At 45.8% G+C, this 22,249-nt stretch carries 16 protein-coding genes; 5 read left to right on the plus strand and 11 right to left on the minus strand.

Annotated elements, in window-relative coordinates; genetic code table 11:
• Positions 1-2 precede the first annotated feature (2 nt).
• Positions 3-1,349, plus strand: coding sequence for a DUF1501 domain-containing protein (locus OH463_RS16660; protein WP_269991726.1), 1,347 nt, complete (start codon positions 3-5; stop codon positions 1,347-1,349).
• Positions 1,350-1,460: 111 nt separating this feature from the next.
• On the opposite strand, the gene OH463_RS16665 is transcribed toward OH463_RS16660, so the two are convergent.
• Genes OH463_RS16665 through OH463_RS16675 form a run of 3 tightly spaced genes read right to left on the minus strand, consistent with a single transcriptional unit; the run spans position 1,461 to position 4,335 of the window.
• Positions 1,461-2,267, minus strand: a complete 807-nt coding sequence (locus tag OH463_RS16665) for a metal ABC transporter permease (RefSeq protein ID WP_005452753.1) — start codon at positions 2,265-2,267, stop codon at positions 1,461-1,463.
• A 3-nt stretch (positions 2,268-2,270) separates the two neighbouring features.
• The gene (locus OH463_RS16670; RefSeq protein ID WP_005452755.1) at positions 2,271-3,197 is read right to left on the minus strand and encodes a metal ABC transporter solute-binding protein, Zn/Mn family; all 927 of its coding nucleotides are present in this window, start codon (positions 3,195-3,197) and stop codon (positions 2,271-2,273) included.
• Entirely contained in the window at positions 3,187-4,335 is a 1,149-nt protein-coding gene (locus tag OH463_RS16675) for a hypothetical protein (RefSeq protein ID WP_269991728.1), read from the minus strand. The genes OH463_RS16670 and OH463_RS16675 overlap by 11 nt, the downstream gene beginning before the upstream one ends.
• Before the next feature lie 303 nt (positions 4,336-4,638).
• Between OH463_RS16675 and OH463_RS16680 the strand changes: the two genes are divergently transcribed.
• Positions 4,639-5,292 carry a cupin domain-containing protein gene (locus OH463_RS16680; RefSeq protein WP_269991730.1) on the plus strand — a complete coding sequence of 218 codons (654 nt, stop codon included), beginning with the start codon at positions 4,639-4,641 and terminating at the stop codon, positions 5,290-5,292.
• 81 nt (positions 5,293-5,373) lie between these two features.
• On the opposite strand, the gene OH463_RS16685 is transcribed toward OH463_RS16680, so the two are convergent.
• The gene (locus tag OH463_RS16685) at positions 5,374-5,613 is read right to left on the minus strand and encodes a YdcH family protein (RefSeq protein WP_005452761.1); all 240 of its coding nucleotides are present in this window, start codon (positions 5,611-5,613) and stop codon (positions 5,374-5,376) included.
• 233 nt (positions 5,614-5,846) lie between these two features.
• Here OH463_RS16685 and OH463_RS16690 point away from each other — a divergent pair, with 233 nt between their 5' ends.
• A complete protein-coding gene (locus OH463_RS16690; protein WP_005452763.1) occupies positions 5,847-6,650 on the plus strand; it encodes an SDR family NAD(P)-dependent oxidoreductase in 804 nt (267 codons plus the stop codon).
• A 263-nt stretch (positions 6,651-6,913) separates the two neighbouring features.
• Positions 6,914-7,786, plus strand: coding sequence for a B12-binding domain-containing radical SAM protein (locus tag OH463_RS16695; RefSeq protein WP_009700644.1), 873 nt, complete (start codon positions 6,914-6,916; stop codon positions 7,784-7,786).
• Between the two features lie 113 nt (positions 7,787-7,899).
• Here OH463_RS16695 and OH463_RS16700 read toward each other — a convergent pair whose 3' ends face one another.
• The 3 genes from OH463_RS16700 to OH463_RS16710 all read right to left on the minus strand — a co-directional run bounded on the left by OH463_RS16700 (position 7,900) and on the right by OH463_RS16710 (position 14,393).
• On the minus strand, positions 7,900-9,204 hold the full coding sequence (locus tag OH463_RS16700; RefSeq protein WP_269991735.1) for a dicarboxylate/amino acid:cation symporter: 1,305 nt from the start codon (positions 9,202-9,204) through the stop codon (positions 7,900-7,902).
• An 83-nt stretch (positions 9,205-9,287) separates the two neighbouring features.
• Entirely contained in the window at positions 9,288-10,538 is a 1,251-nt protein-coding gene (locus tag OH463_RS16705) for an NAD(P)/FAD-dependent oxidoreductase (RefSeq protein WP_045486460.1), read from the minus strand.
• Positions 10,539-10,769: 231 nt separating this feature from the next.
• Entirely contained in the window at positions 10,770-14,393 is a 3,624-nt protein-coding gene (locus OH463_RS16710) for an Ig-like domain-containing protein (protein WP_269991738.1), read from the minus strand.
• Positions 14,394-15,004: 611 nt separating this feature from the next.
• Here OH463_RS16710 and azu point away from each other — a divergent pair.
• Entirely contained in the window at positions 15,005-15,457 is a 453-nt protein-coding gene (gene azu, locus OH463_RS16715) for an azurin (RefSeq protein WP_005452777.1), read from the plus strand.
• 111 nt (positions 15,458-15,568) lie between these two features.
• On the opposite strand, the gene OH463_RS16720 is transcribed toward azu, so the two are convergent.
• From OH463_RS16720 to OH463_RS16735, 4 genes are all read right to left on the minus strand, one after another.
• A complete protein-coding gene (locus OH463_RS16720) occupies positions 15,569-17,635 on the minus strand; it encodes an EAL domain-containing protein (RefSeq protein ID WP_017818530.1) in 2,067 nt (688 codons plus the stop codon).
• Positions 17,636-17,973: 338 nt separating this feature from the next.
• A complete protein-coding gene (locus tag OH463_RS16725; RefSeq protein WP_053050511.1) occupies positions 17,974-20,064 on the minus strand; it encodes an EAL domain-containing protein in 2,091 nt (696 codons plus the stop codon).
• Between the two features lie 324 nt (positions 20,065-20,388).
• Positions 20,389-21,237 (minus strand): mechanosensitive ion channel family protein, encoded by an 849-nt coding sequence (locus tag OH463_RS16730; RefSeq protein ID WP_005452782.1) that lies wholly within the window; start codon positions 21,235-21,237, stop codon positions 20,389-20,391.
• Positions 21,238-21,335: 98 nt separating this feature from the next.
• Positions 21,336-22,241 carry an OmpA family protein gene (locus OH463_RS16735; protein ID WP_199479198.1) on the minus strand — a complete coding sequence of 302 codons (906 nt, stop codon included), beginning with the start codon at positions 22,239-22,241 and terminating at the stop codon, positions 21,336-21,338.
• Positions 22,242-22,249: the final 8 nt, after the last annotated feature.

A 22,249-nucleotide genomic window follows, 5' to 3' on the forward strand; every position in this document is an offset into this window, starting at 1 on the left:
TCATGAACTTAACTCGACGTCGATTTTTACAAGCAAGTTCCGCTGGTGTGGGTATTTCTGCGCTGAACCTAGCGGCATTTCCTGCCTTTGCTGACTCGTTTAATCAATGCCAAAACGAATATCGCGCCGTTGTCGGCATTGACCTTGCAGGCGGTAATGATGGCTACAACATGCTTATTCCAACGGCAGCCAATGCCAACGCTCAATATCGCGCCCTACGTGGCAATTTGGCTTTGGATGAAACTACGTGTATTTACCTAGATGCCGTGAACGACACGGCAAAGCTGGCGCTCAACCCTGCCATGGCGGCGCTCAAACCTTACTGGGACAGCGCGAACCTTGTACCTGTGATTAACCTAGGACCACTGACTCAACGCGTAAACAACGTGATATATGGCGAAAGTACGCGACCAGCGCATCTGTTCAGCCACTCGCATCAATCCACCATGGTTCAGTCTCATGCGACCAAGTCTTTATCGAAAGAAGGCTTTGGTGCAAAGACATCCACCGAGCTAGGTACCATGCTGCGCAATCTAAACGAACTATCGCCAATGTTTGATATTGGCGGTACACAGGTGTGGACAAATTGTATTGAAGCACAATCCAACTCGGTGGGATCTCAACCTCCAAGCGATATTTTTAATGATCAACGTTCACGCGACTTGTTCGATCAACTGCAAAGTGCCGGCAGTTACAACAATATTTTTCAATCGCATTACGCAGGTGTCGCGGTAGATTCCACCAGAATGTATGAACAGTTTAGTTCGATTCTGAATTCCGAGATCACCGATGCTTTCCCTGAGACACGAATCGGTAAGCAATTGAAAGCGGTGTTCAAGCTGATTCTGCATAAAGATCAATTCCAACATCCTGCTCAGTACTTCAGTTGTAAGTTGGGAGGGTTTGATACTCACTCAGCACAAATCAGCCGTCAAACTGGCTTGTTGCAAGAGTTGGCAGAAGCAATGGCAGCGTTCCAATTAGCATTACAAAACAATGGGTTGTTTGAGCAAGTGACGACATTTACTCACTCTGAGTTTGGTCGAACTCTGATTCCAAACGGCACCGATGGCACGGATCACGGCTGGGCAAGTCACGCCTTAGTCATGGGCGGTGGTGTAGCAGGAAAAGCAATTGTGGGTGAGTACCCGGATTTATCTGAACATAGTCCGTATTTGCTTTCTCGTGGGCGTGTTATTCCCACTATTTCTTCAGATCAATTGCATGCAAGTTTGATGGCGTGGTTGGGCTTATCGGAAACCGGAATCAATCAATTATTCCCTGCGTTGGATAACACTTTGACAGATTCGATTCAGCCTCAAATTCTCCCTATTTTCAAATCTTGCTAAAATAGAAACAGATAGAGTGGCTAATTGGTCTATAAACGAAGACTGATCAAGCGTTACTAATAAGAAAAAGCAGTGCTAAACAAAAGGCTCCGTGAATGCGGAGCCTTTTTATCATTGCGCGATATGCTCTTGACCTTTGCAAGCAGATTGCGATTTGAGCAACCAAGGTTGCAGCAAAAGATTGAACAACATACCTGCGATAAACAAGGTGATGACAATACTCGCCCCGCTTGGTAAATCGTAACGAGCCGAAACAGCAATGCCCGATAGTATTCCGACAATACCAATGCTGATACTCGCAATAAAGAACCGAATCCCTTTCAATGCTGCGGCGCACAAAGCCGGAATCACCAACAACGCAAATTCTAAGTAAATCCCCGTGAGCTTGACCGTAATCGGCATCAAGATAGCAAAGATAAGATAGAAGCCACTGCCCAGCATAAACTCAGGCTTGAACCATACCAACAGCAGCATCGCCGCGGTTATCAAAGCCAAAGGCCAAACGTCCGCCCACGTTGCCCACAACAACTGACCATTAAGTATGCCTTGAATGAAGTCACCGCCATGTGGGTCTTTGCTCACGAGCAAAATCGCCAGCGATGCGGATACTACAAACAGGCTGCCGATCATCGGCTCTAAATGCTGTTGGTATCGCTTCTCCATTACGGCGATCAGACCGCAAAGCAATAACGACATCACCCAAGGACCAACCATCTCACCAAAGAAGGAGCCTGAAAACAGTGCGTATTGGTTCAACCAATAATGGCTGAGCGCAGCTCCCAAAGCGGCAACTTGTGCCACCGCCAAATCAATAAAGATGATCTGTCGATTGAGAACTTGTTGCCCAAGAACCACATTGCCAGCCAGAGCAATTAAGCCGCACAACACCGCTGGCAATAACCATGCATACTCAGCCATGGTTTAGATCTTCACCGGAATGGGCTGCACGAGCACGTCCAATAAATCGTCGATAACTTGATCGTACATTTCATCCAAGCTTTCACCTTTAGAAACCGTCAGTGGCAGTTGAATCACAGGTTTGTTTGTATGCTGCTGTAACCAATTTGCTGGACGCTGGTCTTGGTGAGATGAGTAAACAATCGCATCAAAACTATTGGCATCTAACTTGGTGAGTGATTGCAGGTGAGATGTGGTTGGCGAGATACCCGGTTTTGGTTCTAAGTCAGCAATTTGCTCCATGCCAAGCCAATCGTACAAATAACGATAAGTCGCATGATATCCCACCACTTGCTTCCCTTTTAATGGCGCGGCTTTTTCATTCCATTCATTGAGTTTTTTACGCCAATGCGCACGAAACTTCATGCCATTAAACTGGTACGTTTGCGCATTATCTGGATCGATGGTTTTCAAACGCTCGGTGATCGCATGTGAGAGTGGAATCATATCGTTGGCTGCAAACTGCACGTGCGGATTGCCATGGGCGTGGATGTCCCCCATGCTACGGTCGACGTGGTCATGAGTATCTAACATTCGAACGAAATCCGTTGCGTAAATCATACTCGGTGCGCCGTTTTGTACCGCAGCATTGCTACTGCGTACTTGCAACATGGGTAGCCACCCTACTTCCAACTCGGCGCCGGAACACATTGCCATATCAGCTTGGCGCATCTTAGCAATTAGAGAAGGGCGAGCTTGGACGTAATGCGGATCTTGCTTTGCTGTGGTCGCAGAATAGATGGTGGCTTCTGGTGCGTGGCTTTCGAACAAGGCTTTCCATTCTGGCTCACAAACGAAGATGTTGAGAGCCAAAGCAGGCGAAGAGATGATGGCAGCCCCCGCCGCCATCATCGCTAAACTGCATTGAGTCAGTGTCAGCTTAGAACGCATGTGCACCGTGCGCTCCAAATGTCATAACGTATTGCAGAGTAAATACGTTATCTGTTTCGCTGTCTTGGTTATCGATACGAGTGTATTGCGCACGGATAGTACCAAAGTGAGAAGAATCCCACGCGATCATCGCATCCATCTCTTTATCATTCAGTGCAGTGAAGTGCATATGGTCGCCGTGAGCATGACCATCGTAGCTTTCTGCTTCACCGTAACGTAGACCTGCTGACCAGCTTGGGTTAAATCGGTAAACACCTGATACGTAGTATGCGCTTAGGTTATCTGGCGACTCCGCATCATCTTTAAACTTGCTGTCTACCACGCCGTCCAACAACATGTATTCCGCTGATAGTGTCAAGTTGCTGTATTTGTAATTACCATCTGGAGCCCATTTCCATACGAAATCTGCACCGTAAAGGTTTGCACCAGTAACTGCTGCACTATGATTATGGTCGTGACCATGCTCCTCTTCGTGACCATGACCGTGGTCGTGATCTTCGAACTCTTTCACTTTCCCGTTTTCGTTACGCAGGTAGCTTAAACCAAACTGCCAGCTAGACGACTCAGAGAAATCATTACCTAGTTTCAGCGTAGAGGTGTAAACGCCTACTTTGGAGCCTTCTTCAACAGAAGACATCTTGCTACCACTCAATGCTTCAACGCCAAATTTCACGTACAGATCCGTTGGCAACACAATGTTTACGCGTACACCATCATCGTAGTAGTGCGAGCCTAGGAATGTGCGGTAAGCAATCGGACGCTCCACAAAACTGTCGGTGTGCATGTGTTGATTGTTCAGGTGACCAAAATCAGACAGGAATCGACCAGCACGAACATTGAGACCGTATGGAAGTGCCAGTGTCTCGACAAAAGCTTCTTCAAGCATCAATTCTGTTTCATTGCCATGGCTTTCTAATACTGCTGTTAGCGCACCGTGGAATTTGTCATCAATGTTTGCAGACATGTTCAACTCAGTGTGACCAAGACCAAAACCTTCTTCACGCTCTGAGTTATGACGTTGGCCATCTTGATAGTAACCGTCTAGCACTACGCCAATCTGAGGGTTCGAAAGCGCATCGGCAAAAACTGGGGAAACAAACAAGCTACCAACCGCTAAAGAGACCAATTTCTTATTCACTACGTTTTTCCTTATTTTGTTATGTTATAACACCATTCAATATTTCGCGGATGTTATAACATAACAAAGGGTAAAAAAAGCGAAGCATGTAACAATTTGTAAAATTAACTTATGTGTAAATTATCAATAATAATCATAAGGTTAACCGGCAATCCCTCCGTATCACTCGAAAAATCCATACCTAACCTTGTGAAAACTCCTGGTTGGCAAACACGCGAAAGCGACTAGAATCGCTCTATTACCCAGATGACGCCAAGATGCTTGGATATACGTACTGGATATAAACAAATACAGGAAGCAACTATGTTAAACATGGATTTTTCACAACGCTTGGTGATTAAAACCGCAGAACAGGAATGGATCGCTAGCCCTGCTGTTGGCGTGTGGCGTAAACCGTTAGAGCGTGAAGCTAAAGAGTCAGGACATACCACCAGCATAGTGAAGTACGAGCCAAACTCAGCGTTTGCTACCCACCCTCATCCGTATGGGGAAGAAATCCTAGTGCTTGAGGGGGTGTTTTCCGATGAACATGGCGACTACCCTGCCGGAACTTATATACGCAACCCTCCGGGCAGCCAACACGCGCCTTTTAGTCGTGAAGGCTGTGTAATCTTGGTAAAACTCAACCAGTTTGATCCAAGCGATATTGAAACGGTACGAATTCATACTCATCAAACAGATTGGCTGCCGGGTATTGGCGGATTGCAGGTGATGCCATTGCACGATTTCAAACACGAACATGTGGCGCTGGTAAAGTGGCCAAAAGACGAAAGATTCCAGCCACACCGTCACTTTGGTGGCGAAGAGATCTTTGTATTGTCGGGCGAGTTTAGAGACGAATTTGGTGAGTATCCAACTCACACATGGTTGCGCAGTCCGCACATGAGTGAGCACTTTCCTTTTGTGGAACAAGAAACGGTGATCTGGGTGAAGACTGGGCATCTACCCGTGGAATAGCGTGCTTAAGCTAACAACCCATCTTGCAGATACGAAAACGGCTCGAAGATTCGAGCCGCCATTGATGAAGCACTTGAAGGATTATGCGCTCATTATTTTTGAATAAAGCCAGTCTTTTAGTTCTGCACGGTTGTGTTTTAAAGTGTTCATTTCATGGTCGTCGATTGGGTTTCCTCGCAATTCGAGTTCACGGATTTCTTTGTCGAGCGTGTTGTAGTTTTTAGCGTTTTCAGCAAACGCGGAGTCGTTAGCTGTCAGTTGAGTGATGGTATCCAAATGTTCTGGGAATTCATGAGTTAATGAGTGATTTTCACCTAACATAGAGACCTCTTTGGCTGAGTATATTTTAAGTTAAACAAGCTGCTCAAATCTTAAGCAACGCTTAAAATAACCATAGCATTTCAAAGGGGGTGAATTCGTCGATTCGCCCACAAAAACACCAATAGATTGATTTTCAATTTTTCCTATAAAGTGTTTCCCCAACGCCCTCAATAGTCTAATGCGGAAGATGCCACTATGATTGTTTCATATCGAATTCATAAGGAATCTCAGCTATGCAAAAAATCATCCTGATCACAGGCTCTACAGACGGCATTGGTTTAGAAACAGCGAAAATGTTAGTGGCTGACGGGCATCATGTGATCGTGCACGGTCGTAACCAAGAAAAAGTCCAAAACGTAGAACAGAGCTTGATTGAGATAAACGCAGGTAAAGTCGAAAGTATTGTTGCGGATTTGTCTTCTCCACGCGCCGTGAAACAGATGGTTGCAGAAATAGCAGAGCGCTTTGGCAAGCTGGACGTCATCATCAATAACGCTGGCGTATACGCAACACCAAACGCAAGAACTCAAGATAACCTAGATGTGCGTTTTGCAGTCAACACCATTGCGCCTTACCTACTGACAAAAGAGTTACTTCCGTTGCTTGGCAATACAGGGCGTGTAGTGAACTTGTCTTCTGCTGCGCAAGCTCCTGTTAGCATTGATGCATTAATGGGTGACAAACCGTTGTCAGACGGTGAAGCTTATGCACAAAGCAAACTGGCACTTACCATGTGGTCACGCGTGATGGGATTAAAGTTGAAAAACGTCGGTCCTATGGTTGTATCAGTCAACCCAAAGTCTCTGCTTGGTAGCAAGATGGTAAAAGACGCTTACGGCATTGCTGGCGGCGATATTCGCTTGGGTGCTGACATTTTAATTCGTGCCGCACTATCGGATGAGTTTGCACAAGCACATGGCGCTTACTTCGATAACGACATTGAAGCTTTTGCGGCACCTCATCGTGACGCCTTAAACGAGCCAAAGTCACAGCAAGTGGTTGATGCCATTGAAACTGTGATTGCGAAGCTTGTCTAACTCAAGCCAAAATAAATATTGCTATTTTTGTTCAAGCACCTAGCTTCGGCTGGGTGTTTTTTATCTGCATTCCAACAAAATCCCTGCCTCTAATTATCAATAAAATCTAAAAACTCATTCGATAAAAACACCAATTATCAACAATTACCAATATTGTTAATCTTCGGTCATCGGGAATAAGGCGACATTATATTGCGCTTATCCCCACTGTCTTTAGCGAGCGATGGCACTGAATCATCCCGCCTTTAACTGGAGATCCATTTATGAACTATGAGGGCAAAGTTTACCGACCATGGCCGGAATACCGCAGCATTCTTATCCAAACTACACTGGGCTGTAGCATCAATACGTGCACGTTTTGTAGCATGTTTGATGATAAGCGCTTTAAAGTGCGTCCCATTGAGGATGTGTTTAAAGATATTGAGGAAGCGCGCCTTATCTACCCACACGTAGAGTCGATCTTTCTAATCGACGGTAACGTCATGGCAGCACGTACGGATTACTTGCTCAAGATCTTCGACAAACTGCGCTCCACGTTCCCTGAGTGCAAAAAGACTTCACTTTACAGTGGCATGAACGATTTCCGCCGTAAAACCATTGCAGAGCTAAAAGAGCTCAAAGATGCTGGACTTGATATGGCGTATTCCGGTCTTGAATCGGGTGATCGAATTGTTCTAGAGCGCATCAAAAAGCGCATGTCACCAGAACAAGCCATTGAAGGTATGGCAATGGCGAAAGAAGCTGGCATCGAAGTATTGCTCTCTTTCATCTTTGGACTTGGTGGGCGTGAGCGTTCAAAAGAGCACATCATCGCCACAACCGATATTTTGAACCAAATGAATCCTGAGCAAATTGCCCCAATGGCACTTGCGATTCAACCGGGAACGGTGATGGAGCAGGAAGTGAAGAATGGTGAGTTCATTATGCCGACACAACTGCAGGTGTTGGAAGAGGAAAAATACCTGCTTGAAAACCTGAACATTGATACTTTTTACTGGGGCGACCATGGCAACAACATCGTTCCTCAAAAAGGCTGGCTGTTGGATTCTCGCGACGATTTTCTAAGAAACATCAATCACGCGATTGCGTCTAACCCAATGGCAAAAGACAACGTCATCCAAACCTTTTCGTGGTAATGATGACGGGTTCAGATATAACACTAAATCCCTAATAGGAACTAAGGAGTGACGCACAATGTCACTCCTTTTTTCAAGCTCGATATTAAAGAAGAACCGACTTGGTGTTAGGGTTAGCTCACCGAAGCCGCTGTATGTTGGTCAAAAACATCACCAGCTTGTTTCTTTTGCCAACGGTCAATGACAAGCGTCGCAATCAAATCCCCTTCCACATTGACGGCGGTGCGGAACGTATCCAACGGCCTTTCTATCACTAATAAAATGGCTATCGCTTCCAATGGAATACCCGCAGCTAGTAGTACTAACTGCATACCCGACATGGAGCCCGAAGGCATGCCTGGCGCACCAACGGAAGAGACCATGGCCATGATAAAGATCATCACCAACCCTGTGGTACTCAAATCCACCCCGAACAACTGTGCTAGGAAAATTGCAGCGACACCCTCAAATAACGCGGTGCCGTCCATATTCATTACAGAGCCGAGCGGCAGCACCATACTGCTGACTTCTGGCGCGACATCTAAATTATCTTCCGCACTTTGTTTTGCCAAAGGCAGCGCCGCCGCACTTGATGACGTTGCGAACGCCATGGCTAATGGGGCTGAAATCGCTTTAAACAGTGCAACTGGAGAAATCCCGGTCATTACCTTAGCAATCGTCGGTAATACCACTAGCCCGTGCACCATCGTGAGCACAAACACCAGTAACGCAAACAACGCAAGTTGCTGAATCAGATTCCCACTTGAGATCAGCGTAATATCAAACACGATCGCAAAAATAGCAATCGGAGACAGCTTAAGGATGCCTCGAATCATGGTGTTGACACTTTTGTTCAGCCCCGAAATCACCGCTAGCAACGGATGACCCGATGGAACAGAAAGCAAAATCGCAACGCCTGCCATAAAGGAGAAAACCACGATCGCCAGCAAGTTACCATTCGCCAGTGCAGCAAATGGATTCACCATCGCCATCTTGACAAGGTTGGTGAGTATGGCGGCACCACCAGCACCTTGCTCGTCAATCAAATGAACATTACTACCCACAGAAACGCTTTGATTAAGTGGTTCCCATGCAGGCAATGCTAACGACGCACCAAGCCCTAAACTAATGGCAATTAAGGTGGTGAAACTGTAGAAAAGCAGTGTTCGCCCACCCAGAGCTTTAAGACGAACGGTTGAACCAATATTGGTGATGCCTTCGACAAGAGAAAACAGCACCATCAAACCCACTACCATTTTCAGTAAGCCGAGATAGACCGTTTTGCCCAACATTAAAATTTGGTAGTAATCACCCGACAGTAAAAGCGATTTTTCGACCAGCCCATGGTCCATAAGAAGAAGGATGGCTTGAGCCCCACTCCACGCAAGTAGGGCAGAAATAAGAAGTTGAACGGGCAAAGAGAGTTGCAAATGACGCATAAAAAACACCTAGCGCCACAAATCCTGATGATTTGGGCGCTCGATAAAAATGAAAAAATGGAATCGAAGAGTCACGGCTTGGATTAAGACCAAGAGCCTTTGTAATATGGGTTCAATAAACCTTTTACGCGTTTAAGCACTACCAAAGCCGACACGCGGAACCAACCGAAAATAACGCGCTGATGCAGCCTAAAGATCGTGTCGTACAAGCGGCGAACGTAGCGTCCACGCAATACGACTTTGTCATTCATCAATGCGCCAACCGCGTAGTCATGTCCAAGCGCGACGACCATCCCACCGTCTTTGAACACAAACGGTTTTAACTCTTTGCCTTTCACTAAGCGTTTAAATTGCTTCGCCAAATGTGTGGCAGCTTGATTGGCAGCTTGCGCTCGTGGCGGCACAATGTTTCCATCTTCTTGTGGGCATTCAGCACTATCACCAATAACAAACACGCTATCATCGAGAGTAGTTTGCAGTGTTGGCAGCACTTTAAGTTGGTTAATGCGGTTACTTTCTAGACCATCGAGATTCGCTATCCAATCTGGACATCGAATCCCTGCTGCCCAAATTTGCAGATCGGCAAGAATGACTTCATTTTCCGTCACGATACGGTCTGCTTCTGCACGTTGAACTTTGGTGTTTAAGCGAACATTAACGCCTTGCTTTTGTAGTTTCTTCAGTACCTTGGCAGACATGCACTCAGCACTTGCAGGTAGCACACGATCCGCCGCTTCGATGAGCGTAATGGAAAGTTGAGTATCATTTTGGTAGCGGTTTAATTGCTTGCTGACTTTCGCCCATTCAGCCGCTAACTCAACACCAGTTGCGCCGGCACCCACGATAGAAACACGATGTGAACCACCATTTGCTAGCATTTGCTTCATCTGTTCCCACGCTTTTTCTGCTTGAGAAGCGGAATCTAAGAATAAGCAATGATCGCTCACGCCCGGAATTTTGAAATCGTTACTGATAGCACCAACGGCAATCACGAGGTAATCGTAATCCAGTGTTAACTGCTGCGATAGCCCGGTCTGCTCTGGTGAAAACTCAGTACTCACAGTGATGGTTTTGTTCGCACGGTCTAAGCCTGACATGCGCGCTTGAACATATTGGTAACCGTGGCAAGCAGCATGAAGACGAAACGCAACCGAATCGAGCTCATTATCAAACGTGCCCGCCGCAATCTCATGCAGCCTTGGTTTCCATAAGTGATGAGAAGATGGCTCAACCAAAGTAACGGTATGGTCAGATTTGCCTGCAAAACTACTCGCTAAACGCGTGACCATTTCTAGACCCGCAGCACCACCACCGACAACAACAAAGTTCGACATACTCCCCTCCCGGAAACCATCCATCGAAAGATAAAAATCAAAAACGCAGCAAATACGTTTGGAATGGCGGGCATTATATTGGGTTGAAAATAAATGATAATAAGCGGAAAAAGAAAATGACTATTACGAATTAGTAATAATAAAAACTAAGCATCTAAGCCAAATGCTAAAAACAAAAAAGCCACCACTTTTCGGTGATGGCTTTTCTTCATTGATGTTGCTTTGTCTTAATTAGCGAGGATCAAGACCTAGCTTTTGTAGTACCAGTTTGAAGTTCTCGCGGCGCTCTTTCACATTGTGAACATCACCTGTCGAACACGTCAGGTCCGGACAACCACGGTTAACGATGCCTGAAACGTCATCGATAAATTGAGAACCTTGCAGACCACTATCTACATACTTCTTCAGCTCATTGTGGTAGTTCCAATCCGCGTACTGACCGCCTTCATCGTTGTATGCCTGAACTGACGTTACCCAGTAGAACAGACCTGCGATCCACTTGATCTCTTTGTTCTCTTCCGAGCTACAAATCAGACCTGGGTTAGAACAGAAGTCTAGCTCAGCATAAAGTGGGTTCGCTGGTGGCGCTTCTACCGTTACGCCATCAATTGTCTTACCAATGGTTGATGGATCAACGTGCGAGCGACCTAGGTAGTGGTTAAGCGTACCAAAGTTCTGACGACCTGTGGTTTGGATTACACCACGACCCCACCAGCCACAGCCTTCAACGCTTTCTTGGCTGCTGCCGTCCCAAATGAACTTACCTGCTTTCTGACCAACGTAAGTCTTACACTCGTCGCGTTCCCAAACTTGCTTAGACGTATCTACGTTTTCTGGAACATCGTTACAGTGACCGTTGTTTGTCCAACGACCTGCTGCACCGTTCACCAATAGACCGCGCTCTTCAAGTACTGCATCAGGTGCTGCAAAGACTGGAGCTGGTGCGCCATACCATTTAGCATGAGTCAACGCACTGACTTCCATCTTGTCATCACGAGGACAAGAGTACGCATGATCTAAACCTGAAACTGGATTTACACCGTAATCTGCGTATTTCTGACCCAGTTGACCACAACTTGCTGTCATTGGGTAATCCGCAGGCGCGCCGTATTTCACTTCAGACCAGTTGTTTTCATCACACGCGTTGTAGCGAATGGTCTCTTGCATACTTTGTGCAAGGAACGCAGCAATCGCGACTTTCGCGTATTTGATGTTGGTTGCATCATCAACTTCATCGTTCATCAACCAGAACTTGTTGCCCGCCACACCAATGTTGTGCATTGCGTTCAAGCCATCTAGGAAGTCGTTCCACTTGTAAACCGTTGACGGAACCCACTGAGACTGTGGCGTTTCGTATAGGAAGGCTTCGTTATCCATCACGCTTTCAGCATTTGCTAACTCTTGGTTTAGCGCTTCAATGCGAGTCAATGAACCTTTCTCTAACTCTTCACCTACGTAATACAGTGGCACTTTCGCCGTTTGGTAAAGCTCAATTTTGCTGGTTAGGGCTTGAGAGTCTTGATCAAACATCAATGCAAATACGTTGCTGTACGCGGCTTTACGGATTTGCTGATCGGTTTGAGTATTGCCCATGAAGTAATTTGCGGTTTGCTCTGTTGGCATGTTCGCTAACATTGCAGGCGCATCAACGTAATCTGTCACCTGTTTTACGTATTCAAGTGCGTGATGCCACTGCTCGCTGGTTAGTGCCGTGGTTGCATTCGATTTAGTAAACACCACAAAGTCAGCTTTGTTCGCAGCATCTGCTTTGTAAAGCTCGAAACTATCAAGTAGATCTGCCGTGAAAACGGACGCTTCATCCCATACAGACTGACGACCAGAGTGCGTATCGTAAGCAAACTCACCAATGCTTAGTGACCAACCAAATGTCGCTTGTGGCGCAAGAGTGGTGAAGATCAAGTTGTAAGCATGTGCCCAGCCTTTCACGTCATCGCTCAGTGCGTTGATCGCATCGATATCAATACGGCTACCCGTGATATCAATGGCATTCGTCAGTGCTTGTTTAACCGCAACGGCACCAAACGATGCACCTTTGTCTTGCGTAGCGAGATCCAGAACATCCGATCTAATCACGACAGATGCAGTACCCGCGTTCTCTGCTTGTTCGATAGCCGACACAAACGAACGTGTCAGTTGCTCTAGGTCTGTGAGCGCATCACTGCTGCTTGCTGCAATAGTCAGTGTGCTTGGTGCTTGAGTGGATGGGCTCGCCACTACGAATGTGTTTGGCCAACCTGCCACTTCTAGACGCACTGGGTCCATTGGGTTACGCAATGATAGTGCTGGCGCTGTACCCGGCTCAGTACCATCACAGTTTAGATGTAATGACCATGAGCTATCGCTGCCAGGAACAGATTGAGTCCAGTACACCGCTGAGTAGGCAATGTTCTTATGAACCATAATGTCGCCGCCTGTTGCGTGATCACCACGAGTCCAGTCTGGGTACACATTAAAATCAACACATAGTCCACCTGTTGGCGGAGGCGTCGGTGTTTCTACTTTTTCAACTGTGATGTTTACACGTGCTGTCGCCGTTAGATGCTCAGCATCTGTTGCGATCGCTTCTAGCTTAACTGCACCGACTTCTGACGCCGTCCAGTTACAAGAGAACTGGTTTGTAGTTGATGCGTTGAAATCACAGATTTGCTTGTTGTTTGCTTTCACGATAACGCGAGACAAATCGTCATCAGCATCCGTTGCACGAACAGAAATGGATACCGCTTCACCTTTTTCAAACTTAGAACCGTTCGAAGGCGAAGAGAAGCTCACTTCTGGCTTAACAAAGCTTGGGGCTGCTTCAACTGCAACTGCGATGCTGCGTTGCTCGACCATTTGGTTGTTCTGATCGAGAACCACCACTTTAAGTGTCGCATTACCCACTTCATTTGGCGTCCAAGATTGAGAATACGTCGTTTGACCTGCTGTGATGTTACGTTGACCTAACTTGCGGTCATTCGCCCAAAACTCCAGTTTAGAGATCAATTCACCATCAACACGGGCTTTAATCGTCGTTGCCTGACCCACCATCAATGCTTGACCCTGTGTAGGCGCGACGAATGTTAGCTCATGGACTTCAGGTGCCACTGGTGGCTCAACTGGCTTCTCTTTTACCGAAATGCTTACCGCTTGTTGTTGGGTTAAACCAGAAGTGTCTTCTACTACAGCTTTGATCGTGTGAGTGCCTGCGCCAACAGAAGTCCAAGTTGCTTGGAATGGGGCTTGCGTTACACGAGCAACTTGTTTGTTGTCGACAAAGAAAGTCACAGCTTTAACGCTGGTGTTGGTTGCCGTAACGTTCGCTAGCATGGCAACCGCTTGACCTTCTTCAAACTCAGCACCGTTCACTGGCGAAGCTAATTGAAGAGAAATTTCTGGTTCACCTACTTCACCTTCGTCATCAGCGATCAGACGAATGGTATTTTGAAGAAGAGTCAGATCCAATACACCACTCACACCCAGAGTTAGCTCAATACGCTCACCTGCCGGAAGTTGTGATTTCACCCAGCTACCACGATCAAAAGCCAACGCGAGCGTGTTCTTGAAGACGTTGCCTTGTGCGTCGCTGGTGAACTTCATGCCCGGGTAGCTGATGCCAGTCGCAGACCAAGAGGGTGTCGACATTGATAGGTTTGAATCAAACGTCACTTTCGCATCACGAAGTTCAACTGGCTTTGAACCGTCGTTCGTTAGGATCACTTTGTAAGTGTTCCACCACTGGCTTTCTGAGCCGACGATAGTTGCGTCTGTGATCACTCCTGCGTGTGCAGCAGGCAACCCCATACCGATCGCCAGTGCTAAAACACTTGGCATGATCGCTAGCGTATTCTTTCTCATAATTAAAGACTTATACAAACAACAATAAAAAGGAAAGGCATTATAGAGGGGGACTTTTTTCGCGTCGCAGCGGACAGGTGTAACTAAATGTAACTCAACTTACAGGTGTAAAAGTGCCAAAAATAAAGCGTCTTTTCGCGTCAATTTGACGACATTTCGTACGCAATCGGTAAGCAAACAAAAAACTGGGACTCTAGTTCAAAATTCAGAAAGTGTGCACTGGATAAAACAAATCTATTTTCTGGTGACAATCGAGATAAGAATTTGTCTTCACTTTGCTTTTATGCATCTTAAAATCAATAAGTTACAGAATAAAAACACTTGAAACACTTAGTTACATGTTAGCGAAAAAAGCGCCAAAATCAGGGCGTTCTGAAGACACAAATAGGCATCTGAGGTGGTTATAAAGATCGTCTTCACACTTCTTAAATGAAGCGTTCAAAATAAGGCATATGAATGATCATCCAGTGAAAACAATAAGTATAACTTTGCAACAAAACGTCAATATCCGGATTGAAGCACGGTTTCAATTGGAATATTCGATGATAATGAGATGCATTGGATCGGTTTGAATCCAAGTCAGCCCAAAAATAAAATATGGAGAGTGTTATATGTCTTTACGTTTAGTAGCAGCAACCTTTGCACTAGTTGGATTAAGCTTTGGCGCGCAAGCAAGCGCAGAGTGTGAAGTGTCCATCGATGCTAACGATATGATGCAGTTTTCGACCAAAACACTGAGCGTGCCAGCGACGTGTAAAGAAGTGAAACTGACGCTGAACCACACTGGTAAAATGCCTGCGCAATCAATGGGTCATAACGTGGTGATTACTGATACGGCAAACCTTCAAGCTGTGGGTACAGAAGGCATGTCTGCTGGTCTAGAAAATAACTACGTGAAACCAAACGATGACCGTGTTTATGCCTTCACTAAAGTGGTTGGCGGTGGTGAAAGCACTTCTATCACGTTCAGCACTGAGAAGATGACTCCGGGAGGCGATTACTCGTTCTTCTGTTCTTTCCCAGGTCACTGGGCAATCATGCAGGGTAAATTCGAGTTCAAATAATCACGCCTTCATCTAAGTATTCTAGTTTGAGATTCTTAGAGCGACATAAATTGAACCTAAAAGAAAAGGGAAGCTGAGCGCTTCCCTTTTTTGTATCTGCTCACCTCGGCCTTAAAATGCAAAGTGATCGTAATCCAGACTCTCTTCTCGCTGACTGTATTCAAGCTTTACAACATCGTCGAAGGGCATTGGTTGATAGAAATAGAAGCCTTGGATCAGATCGATACCGAGCTCTGCCATAAACTCCAGTTCGCTTTCTGTCTCTATGCCTTCTGCCACCGTAACAGCACCAGTAATTTTTACGAGTTTCGCCGTTAACCTAAACAGCTCACGACCATTTTTGTTGTTGAGATTAAGCACCAACGAACGATCTATTTTCACTTTATCAAAATCGTATTTCGACAAGTAACCAATTGACGAATAACCAGAACCAAAATCGTCCAAGGCAATCCTCACCCCCGCTTCTCGCAGTGTGCTCAACACACGGTGTGTACGATGCTCATCTTGAATCAACATATCTTCAGTAATTTCAAACTCAACTTGCGAGCAAGACAACGCGCTTTCATTAATCATCGTCAATACTTTTTCGGTGAAGTCTGGCACCAAGCAAGTTTCTGGAGATAAATTAATCGAGACCTTAAAGTTTGGTCGATTCGCCAAAGGCGCCACTTCACGCAGTGTGGTCTCAACCACCCATAAATCCAACTCACTCATTAAGCCGACTTTGGCAAAGTCCTCAAGAAACGTTGGAGGCGTGATCTCGCCCGTTTCTGAGCGGTGACGAATCAGTACTTCAAGCGACCGAATCTCCCCTGTGCGAGCATTAACCTGCGGTTGGTAGAACAACACGAACTCGCCATGCTTTTTCAGATCACTGATACGTTTTTGTGCCGCGAACTTATTGGTAATTTCAGGGAAAAATGCCCCAGCGACTTTGCCATTGTCTAATCCCTCGTAATTGAAGAAATCATCAGAGACTGACTTTGCAAACAACGTATTCGCATTCCCAATCTTGTCCATTTGCTTGAAGAACGGATAGTAAATCAACACACCGACTAAGATGATGATCAGTTGTAATACCACGCCAGTCCATGTGTAACCAGTCCCGATGTAACCACTGGCGAGCGGCGGAGTCATCCAGCTAACGATCTCGGTAATCGGTGCCACCAACCCCATTGCTGTTGCAATATACGCGATGACTAACCCCACAACCGGTGCGATTAAAAATGGCACAATCATGACTGGATTGAACATGATGGGTAAGCCATAAATAATGGGCTCGTTAATATTAAACAAGCTCAACACCAGTGCTGTTGCCGCCAAGGCTTTATAACTGCGATTTTTAGTCAGAAACAGCATACACAGCACCAACGAAATGGTGTTCCCTGCACCACCCATTCCTGCATAAAAATCAAAGAAGTTTGTGGTTAAAATTGGCAGTGGTGTGCCCAGCGCTTCGTGGTTTTCTATCGCGACACGAGTTACCTCATAAAGCTCTGACTTGTAAGGGGCAAAAATGATGTGACCATTGATGCCAATCGACCAAAATAGGTTACGCACAAACTCATAAATGATCCCATCAAGCAACGAGTTTGGGTCTAGCTTCGGCAGTAACAGATCTGCAATATCAGCGGCACAGAATGCCTGTCCAAGTGCATAGCCCAACACAGTGTAACCAACCACCAAGACTACGGTCGCCATGATGAGGTTGTATGATTGATCCACCACATTTGGTAAATCAGAACGCATAAACCATCTGCGGTTTTGCATGAAGCGTACAGACCAAGCGACGACTGTCGGAACCAGAATCGCTAATGGGTAGTTACTCGGAACAACAGTACCATCTTGCAATAAGCCCCACTCGTTACAGACGATAAAGTAAATCATCAACGAAGGCGTTATCACGTTTACTCGCGAGACTTTTAGCAAAGAGGAAAGGAACTGCGAGAAGTACACTAGAAGCAAAATGGGAAATAGCTTCCAAATAATGGCGCTTGCTGCCCCAACAGTCATACCAAGTTGTTCATAGCCTGCGATCATCAGTAGATTGCTTAACAATGTACTGAATGCAGAAATCAATGAAACAGGCAGCAACATCACTAAGACGTTACACAAACCATTAATGTATAAGTTGGAAGAAATTACAGTAAAAAGCCGATTAATGTATCGATTGTTCATTTGGCTCAGTTAATCCATCAAAGTACGACTCAAAGAGCCGCTCAAGAAATTCGCCGCAATTAAATCCATTTAATTTGTTTCGCAATGAGGGAGAGTTTCGACAAACACGTCGAGGACGGTATCATTCGAGTAACAAAGCGTTGATCGTTCAACGTTGCGAATAGTCACTCAACAAGGGTAGCCACAGCCAACTTGTTGTAATCGACCAAACAGAAAGAGCACCTTTTAAGCCCCTCGGTACTCTTTCGTTTGATAGAAACGCGTTGCTTCTAAGGTCAACGTCGTTCGTTAATTCGCCTGCTATTTAAGCAAGGAGGCGCACATTAGCGCCAGCAAGTCTATATTTCCACTCGACTTTGTAATTGTGACGATAGAAATGGTTTTTCTTGCTGTTCACCAAGAATGTCTAATAAAGGCGATGGACGAGCAAAGAAATAACCTTGCACTTTGTCCACGCCGCAGCGTTTAACAAAGTCATATTCCGCTTGCGTCTCCACCCCTTCTGCCACGACTTCACAATGGGTGATGTGACCCAGTTTCGCAACCAACTTGTAGAGATCTTTGCCCTTTTGATTGTTTGCATCCAACAAAAGTGAACGGTCTAGTTTGATCTTGTCGAATGGGTATTTCAGCAGGTGTGGAAACGACGCATAGCCTGTACCAAAATCATCCATTGCAATACGAATACCCTGTGCCTGAAGCGCTTCCATTGTTTTGATCAAAAAAACCTTATTGCTGAGAATCGCTTCTTCTGTGATTTCAATTTCCAACCACTCAGGAGAAATACCGTAATGGGCTAAACGCGAAAGCAAATGCGGCACAAACTCTTCTTGTTCTATCGTCGCCACCGCGATGTTGATGGCAATACGACGATCTTTCGATAAGTGCATTTTCTGCATGTCTGCCAAGACTTTCTCTATCACCAACTTATCCAGCAATGGCATCGAGTTGAGCATTTGAAAATCACTCACAAACGTCGGCGGGCATAACGTGCCATCTTTATCGATGTAACGAAGTAGCGCTTCATAAGAAAACTCACTGACGTTTTTGGTCGACTGGAGCTTTTGATAGAACATCACTAACTCACCTTCACGCAAAATCGTGGTTAAGCGTTTCTGCGCCGTCGACTTACTGATACTGGAGTTGTTCGACGCCTTTACGTTACTTAGCAGTGATTTAAATATCGAGCTTTCGATACCGGTATAAGCCGTATTCGCACGAAACTGTGCTGAGTATTTTCCTGCGTACGCCAAATAGAACGGTCGATAGATGAAGATGCCCAATACAATGATGAAGGCTTGAAGAATCGAACCTTCTATTTGATTCCCCATCGCCATATAGCCACTGAACAAGGGTGGTGTCATCCAGTTCACAATATTCTCTACCGGCGGTACCAACCCCGATGAAATGCACAAAAAGGTGATGACAAAGCTCACTAACGGCACGAGCACAAAAGGAATGATCAAAATCGGGTTGAAGATGATTGGCAAACCAAACAACAAAACCTCGTTGATGTTAAAGATCACCAGAGGCATCGCTGCCAGAGCAAGCATCAAATGATTGCGCTCTTTAGCAAACATCAGCACACAGAAAAGCAAACTGATCGAGTTGCCAGATCCGCCCATCGACATAAATGCGTCGTAAAATCCTTGGCTAATCACGTTCAGTGACGCCTCTCCGGCCTGCCACGCCATTACATTGGCTTCGGTTGCGGCAAAGATCTGCTGCTTAATCGCAAACAACAGGTTGTGTCCATTGATGCCAATCGAGCCAAGTAAACCCAGCACAGTTTGATAGATCAAACCACCTTTGAATGTCAGCGGGTCTACGCCGAGCTCACGAACCATGCCACCTGACAACGCCATAAAGATCGCCGTGAAATGGGATATCACCAACGCGATGAGCACAAATAAGAAAAAGTGCACCACGTGCTTAAGCAGTCGTGATGAAAAGTCGAGGGCTTGGGGTTCTAACAGACGTATCTTGAAAATGCTGCAGTAAACGTACGTCATTGTCGCGCTCAATAACGCCAACAATGGGTTGTTCGGTAACATGTAAGTCTGTGAAAGACTGCCATTCTCTATTGAGATCAAGTAGAACATGATCAACGAATAGATGATGAACACGGCACTCGAAACGTTGGTTTTATGGGAAAGGTAGTAACCCGCCACCACGCAGAATGCACTTGGATATAAGTTGATCAGGATATCTGATACATGAAACAGCAGTTGGGAAAAATCCGCTAAGCCAGTAAAACGGAATACGTGTCCAAAAAAAACTGCCAACGCATTAGACAGAATCAAAGGTAACAGCAGCAATGCGATTGACGCCAAATCCGTTAAATAGGATTTCGACGCTGACTGCCACTGCCCCATCAATGCGAATAGACGTTGAGAAGGCGAAAATTTGATTTTAAAGCCAGTTTGCATGAAGCATCTTAATAGTAATGTTATGAAGAGATTCAGCGGTTTAATAAACAGCCATGCGTGCAACCTTTACCGTTATGTCGTCGAGCCCGTGGGGAGCCAACCATTACGGTACGGACTATCTGAGTAGTCTTAATTGATGTTTTTATTGTGTATTTTGAGCAACAAGCGGAAGTTGTCTGAGGACAGATTGCGGGCGTAATTTAACGATTATATGCGCCCCGATCCATTAAGATATTTTGTCGTAACGACAAATGGGCAATAAAAATAACCCTCACCTTTGATTGGTGAGGGTTAACATTGAGGTGATGATTATTGAGCGAGAACTCAGTGTTCCGGATTCATCGGGAATCGTTGCTCATACAGCTCCATAAAGTCTTTGCGAATCAGGTGTTCTAAGTGGTTGGCTTTGTCCGTTGGACAGAAAATCATGATATGCACGATTTGCTCACCATTGATGTTGCTTGAGATATGGATATGCGGCTCTGCACCCGGCAGATCGACACCGGCGTGTTTTTCAATCATCGCGTTGTAGCGATGCGCGACATCAGCAAAGTAACTGCAATGTTCGTCAATCTTATCGGTCAGTAATGGCAAAATTGGGTATAGGTTGACGAAGTCTTTCACCACAACAGAAAAGTCATGGTAAACGTAACGCTTCATAAAGTTGAGGTTCTTCACTGGGTAGGTGAAAAACATGCTGTTAGGCAACGTCGCGGTTTTTCCTGTGAAGTGGTATTGCCCATGATGCAGGTCGATTTCTTGAATCACTGTCGCCATCATGTTGTGCTCAATCACTTCGCCACATAGCTTACCGACTTCAATCCAGTCACCAATGCGAAATGAACGAGAACTGGCTCGTTGAATCGAACCAGTAAAACAAAGAATAATCTCTTTAGATGCGACAACAATCGCTACTGCAATCGCGGTAACGCTTAGGGCGAACTCGCTGATTTCTGATTGCCATAAGATGAACAACAGGATCAGCGTAAGAGCGAACGTACCGTTTTTGGTTCTCGACATCCAACTGCGTTGTTCTTCCGTAATGAAGGCATCGTCGCCACGAATTCGAGACAGAATCAAACGACGCAGAACAATGATGAACAGCAGGATTAATGCGGAAAATAAAATTTTGTGAGTGAGAAGAAAATCGACGACTAACTGCACTTTCTCCATTACCCGACTCCCTGTTTGGTTTGGATAGGTTGACCTTTGTATGCTAACTACCGCTATGAAAACAGGTAGCTAGCTTGCGAGAGGACAACCTTACCAAATTATTCCGTCGGTTGCCCCAGTTCGCTCTCTTTAAATACGATAAACGCACGGCGGTTTAAAGCATTGGCTTCTGGAGATTCTTCGTTGATCACAGGTTGAAGCTCACCAAAGGCTTTTACCTCCCACACAAACTGCGATGGATCGAGTTTCGTCTTGAGATACGCCACTACGGTTTGCGCTCTTCGCTCCGCCAGTTGTTCATTATAAGAGAGCGAGCCCACTTGGTCGGTATGACCAGCCACCATAATGCTACCTTCTAAACCTTGCAGTTTGGCGATGAAGTCATCTAATTGTGAAAGGTCTTCCGGTTTTAATTCCGACTTATCGAAATCAAAGTGTGGTGTCATCGCCATGTAGATCTTGCGTTCTGGTTTTGGCGGCTCACAGAAAGGCATCTCTTCGTATTTCTTCGCCTCTTCAAACATAACGTAAGCACGACGGTTTTCGGCGCGAGCTTGATCCGATTTACCCAACGCTAGCGGCTGCGACTCACCAAAGTGCTTCACTTCCCAATCGTATTGCTTTGGGTTGAGTTGTTGCTGAAGATACGCTTCTACCGATTCAGCACGGCGCATAGACAGCTTCTCATTGTACTCATCAGAGCCTTTAAAGTCGGTATGACCAACAATCGTGATGCGCCCACTCAAGCCTTGAATATCATGGATGAACGCATCTAGACTTGCCGCATCGGCTTCACGAATGGTGGACTTATCGAAATCGAAATGTTCGGCAACCGCGATATGAATTTCGCGCTGCGGCGCCAAACATTCACTGATCAGAAACTTGGAGACATTCACGTCCGCAAACTTTTCTCGGTTCTCTTGGCTTACATACGCATCCGCCGAACAACCTGCCAATATTGCCCCTACGATCATGCCACTTAACAAACGAATCGTCGTTTTCATATCGCCCT

This window comes from Vibrio sp. NFR, assembly GCF_027587095.1.
Classification (GTDB): Bacteria; Pseudomonadota; Gammaproteobacteria; order Enterobacterales; family Vibrionaceae; genus Vibrio; species Vibrio harveyi.